This is a genomic window from Streptomyces sp. W16, from assembly GCF_033194735.1.
In the GTDB taxonomy this organism is placed as follows: domain Bacteria; phylum Actinomycetota; class Actinomycetes; order Streptomycetales; family Streptomycetaceae; genus Streptomyces.
The window spans coordinates 1-4,399 of the sequence record NZ_JAWOAI010000682.1; the positions used below are offsets into that span (position 1 = coordinate 1).

Here is a 4,399-nt window from a genome sequence, read left to right on the forward strand (position 1 = left end):
GCGACGCGGTCACGGCCGCCGCGCTCTATCTGCGCTGGCTCGGCTACCGGGACATCCGCCGCGCCGACCAGCGGCCCCCGTCCGGCATCGGCCTGGCCGCCCGCGGCATCCTGGCGCAGGTGGACCCCACCGTGCGCCCCGCCTCGCTCCGGGACGTGGAGTGCCTGTGGCTGACCGCGATGACGGAGTCCACCGGCTGCGTCTACTTCTCCCTCGCCGGATACGCCGACGACGCCCGCGTCCGCGCCGACTCCCTCGGCGTCCCCCTCTTCGTCCTCGACCTCACGGGCACACCCCAGCCGGTGAACGAACTCGCCGACCAACTCGACGCGGCAGGGGGCTAGTTCGAGGCCCGCGACGACCACGGCCGATTCATGACGACTCGCGGCAACCGACGGCCGGTCCGGCAGAAGCCCACCGCAGACCGCCCGACCCCGCACCGGAATGCTCTCGGGCACCCCAGCCGCCGAGCAACCCGGCCGACCAACTCGACGCGGCGGGCGGTTGGTTCACCGGGCCGGTACCTCCCGGCAGCGGCATCAGCGCTCCCGCACCGCCCGCTCCCGCAGTTCGATCTTCCGCACCTTCCCCGAGACCGTCATCGGGAAGGCGTCCATGACCTGGAGCAGGGTCGGGATCTTGTAGTGGGCCAGCCTGTCCTCGCAGAAGGCGCGCAGCTCCTCCAGGGTCAGCGGGTCGGCCGGGTCGCGCGGGATGACGCAGGCCAGGACCTCCTCGCCGTAGCGCTCGTGCGGTACTCCGACCACCTGGACGTCGGCGATCTTCGGATGGGTGTAGAGGAACTCCTCGATCTCGCGCGGGTAGATGTTCTCGCCGCCCCGGATGATCATGTCCTTGATACGGCCGACGATCTCGACGTATCCGTCCTCGCGCATGACCGCCAGGTCCCCGGTGTGCATCCAGCGGCCGGCGTCGATCGCCTCGGCGGTCTTCCCGGGCTCGTTCCAGTAGCCGAGCATCACGCTGTAGCCGCGGGTGCACAACTCGCCTGCGGTGCCTCGGGGTTGGGTGACTCCGTCGGCCGGGTCGACGACCTTGACCTCCAGGTGCGGCAGTACCCGGCCGACCGTGCCGGTGCGGTGTTCCAGGTCGTCGTCCCGCCGCGTCTGGAGCGAGACCGGGGACGTCTCCGTCATGCCGTAGCAGATGGACACCTCCGCCATGTGCATCTCGGCGACCACCCGTTTCATCACCTCGACCGGGCAGGGCGAGCCCGCCATGATGCCGGTGCGCAGCGAGGAGAGGTCGTAGCCCGCGAAGTCGGGGAGGTTCAACTCCGCGATGAACATGGTGGGGACGCCGTAGAGGGACGTACAGCGTTCCTGCTGTACGGCCTTCAGGGTCGCCGCCGGGTCGAAGGACGGGGCCGGGATCACCATGCACGCGCCGTGCGAGGTCACCGCCAGGTTGCCCATCACCATGCCGAAGCAGTGGTAGAAGGGCACCGGGATGCAGACCCGGTCCTGCTCGCTGTAGGCGATCAACTCCCCGACGAAATAGCCGTTGTTGAGGATGTTGTGGTGGGAGAGGGTGGCGCCCTTGGGGAAGCCGGTCGTGCCCGAGGTGTACTGGATGTTGATGGGGTCGTCGCAGGAGAGCTCCGGGTACGGCTCGTCGCCCGTGCCCCTGCCGAGCAGCGCCTCCCAGCTCGGGTCCCCGATGTAGACGACCTCCCGCAACTCGGGGCACCTGCCCCGCACTTGGTCGATCATCCCCCGGTAGTCGCTGCCCTTGTGGCTGACCGAGGCGAACAGGACCGAGATGCCCGCCTGCTGGAGGACGTACTCGACCTCGTGGGTGCGGTAGGCCGGGTTGATGTTCACCATGACCGCGCCGATGCGGGCGGTGGCGTACTGGACCAGCACCCACTCCGGGCAGTTGATCGCCCAGATACCGACCCGGTCGCCCTTCGCCACCCCGGTCGCGAGCAGCGCGTGCGCCAACTGGTCGATATCTGCCGCGAATCGGGCGTAGGTCCAGCGTCGCCCCGACGGCACGTCGACCAGTGCCTCTCGGTCGGGCCAGGCGGCGACCGCCCGGTCGAGGTTGGCTCCGATGGTGTCGCCGAGGAGTGAAGTCCCGCTCGTTCCATGGCTGTACGAGTTCATCGACGAGTTCACCGGAAGTCCTCCTCGCGGTACTCGGCGTCCGACCCTGCGGCCGTCGCCTCGCGCAGTTCGATCCGGCGGATCTTGCCGGAGACGGTCTTGGGCAGGTCCGCGAACTCCAGGCGGCGGATGCGCTTGTACGGGGCGAGGACCTGGCGCGAGTGCTCGAACAGCACCTTCGCGGTGTCGGGTCCCGGCTCCCAGCCCGCCGCGAGCACGACGTACGCCTTCGGTACGGCGAGCCGCAGCTCGTCCGGCGCGGGCACCACGGCGGCCTCGGCCACCGCCTCGTGCTCCAGCAGGGCGCTCTCCAGCTCGAACGGGGAGATCTTGTAGTCGGAGGCCTTGAAGACGTCGTCGGACCGGCCGACGTAGGTGATGTAGCCGTCCTCGTCGCGGGAGCCGATGTCGCCGGTGCGGTAGTAGCCGCCGGCCATCGCCTCCGCCGTACGGTCCGGGTCTCCGTGGTAGCCGGTCATCAGGCCCACGGGCGGGTCGGACAGGTCGAGCGCGATCTCGCCCTCGGTCGCGCCCGGGGCGCCCGACACCGGGTCGAGGAGTTCGACGCGGTAGCCGGGGGTGGGCCGTCCCATGGAGCCGGTCTTCAGCGGCTGGCCGGGGCTGTTGGAGACCTGGACGGCGGTCTCGGTCTGCCCGAAGCCGTCCCGGATGGTGACGCCCCAGGCACGCCGGACCTGCTCGATGACCTCGGGGTTGAGCGGCTCGCCGGCGGCCAGGGCCTCGCGGGGCGGGGTACGCAGCTGGGTCAGGTCGGCCTGGATGAGCATCCGCCACACCGTCGGCGGGGCGCAGAAGGTGGTGACGCCCGCGCGGTCCATCTCGGCCATCAGCCGGACCGGGTCGAAGCGCGTGTAGTTGTGGATGAAGACGGTCGCCTCGGCGTTCCAGGGGGCGAACAGGTTCGACCAGGCGTGCTTGGCCCAGCCGGGCGAGGAGATGTTGAGGTGCACGTCGCCGGGCTGAAGCCCGATCCAGTACATGGTGGCCAGATGGCCGATCGGGTACGAGGTGTGGGTGTGCTCCACCAGTTTGGGGTGGGCTGTGGTGCCCGAGGTGAAGTAGAGCATCAGCGGGTCGTCGGCCCGGGTCGGGGCTGGGTCCCGTACGAAGAGGGAGGCGGAGGTGTCGTAGACCTCCTCGAAGTCCAGCCAGCCGGGGCGCTCGCCGCCCACCGCGATGCGCGTGTAGTCGCCGGGCACCTCGTCGAACTTGCCGGTGTCCTCGGCGCGCACGACGACATGCCGGACCCGGCCGCGCTCGACGCGGTCGCGCAGGTCGGCGGGGCCCAGCAGCGGGGTGGCCGGAATGACGACGGCGCGCAGCTTCATCGCGGCCAGGGCCGTGATCCACAGTTCGGCCTGGTTGCCGAGCATGACCAGGATCCGGTCCTCGGCACGGACGCCCCGGGTGCGCAGCCAGTGGGCGGCCTGGTCCGAGCGGACGGACAGCTCGCCGAAGGACAGCTGGGTCTCGCGGCCGTCCTCCTCGACGATGTGCAGCGCGGTGCGGCCGTTGCCGTACGCGATGACGTCGAACCAGTCGGTCGCCCAGTTGAAGTGCTCGGGCCGGGGCCAGGAGAAACCCTCGTAGGCCGTGGCATAGTCCTCGCGATGTGCCAACAGGAAATCCCGCGCACTGCGGAACGACTCACTCGCCGTCGTCATCTGTCCTCCTAGTAACCGGACCATTGCCGGGCGGCTCTCTGACATCGTGTAATCCGTGATGTGGGTCTCACTACCCCCGTACGGGGGTGTGTGCAGCAGAACGGCCGCAACGAAGGGGCAAGCGGGTGGCGACGGACGCGGCGGGGATGGTGGAGATTCAGGCGGCGCTGGTACGGCTCCGGCGCGGAACGGGGCTGCCCGTCGCCTTCGGTGGCCTGGTCGAGGCCGGCCGGCAGCAGATGCGCATCAGCGAACTCAGCGGCACGGCGACCCCCGCCCTGCGCGCCCTCGCAGTCAGCTCGGGCAACGGCCTGGGCGGCAAGGCGGTCGCCCTCGCCCGCCCGTGCGCCGTCCTGGACTACTCCGCGTCCCGCCAGATCAGCCACGAGTACGACGCCCCGGTGGCCGCCGAGGGCCTGCGCGCGATCCTCGCGGTCCCGGTCGTCGTACGGCGCCGGGTGCGCGGTGTCCTCTACGGCGCGCTGCGCACCGCCCAGCCGTTGGGCGACCGGATGCTGAGCGCGGCGATGGCGGCGGCCCGGGACGTGGAACAGGCGCTGGTGGTCCGGGAGGAGGTGCGGGAGC

3 protein-coding genes and 1 pseudogene are annotated in these 4,399 nt (G+C 70.5%); 2 read left to right on the forward strand and 2 right to left on the reverse strand.

The features are described 5' to 3' along the window. Window positions 1-344 (forward strand): annotated as a pseudogene (locus R6V09_RS47005) (hypothetical protein); the annotation flags it as partial. A 195-nt stretch (window positions 345-539) separates the two neighbouring features. Here the strand turns inward: R6V09_RS47005 and R6V09_RS47010 are convergent. Next, window positions 540-2,129: an AMP-binding protein gene (locus tag R6V09_RS47010; RefSeq protein ID WP_317887592.1), complete on the reverse strand. Its 1,590-nt coding sequence runs from the start codon at window positions 2,127-2,129 to the stop codon at window positions 540-542. 8 nt (window positions 2,130-2,137) lie between these two features. After that, window positions 2,138-3,814 carry an AMP-binding protein gene (locus R6V09_RS47015; protein WP_317887590.1) on the reverse strand — a complete coding sequence of 559 codons (1,677 nt, stop codon included), beginning with the start codon at window positions 3,812-3,814 and terminating at the stop codon, window positions 2,138-2,140. Between the two features lie 125 nt (window positions 3,815-3,939). Here R6V09_RS47015 and R6V09_RS47020 point away from each other — a divergent pair. Beyond that, on the forward strand, window positions 3,940-4,399 hold a 460-nt coding region (locus R6V09_RS47020; protein ID WP_317887591.1), incomplete at its 3' end, for a GAF domain-containing protein.

Bases quoted from the DNA above. Each gene is read 5' to 3' on its own strand.
- R6V09_RS47015 (WP_317887590.1), bottom strand. From the start codon at position 3,814: ATGACGACGGCGAGTGAGTCGTTCCGCAGTGCGCGGGATTTCCTGTTG.
- R6V09_RS47010 (WP_317887592.1), bottom strand. From the start codon at position 2,129: ATGAACTCGTACAGCCATGGAACGAGCGGGACTTCACTCCTCGGCGAC.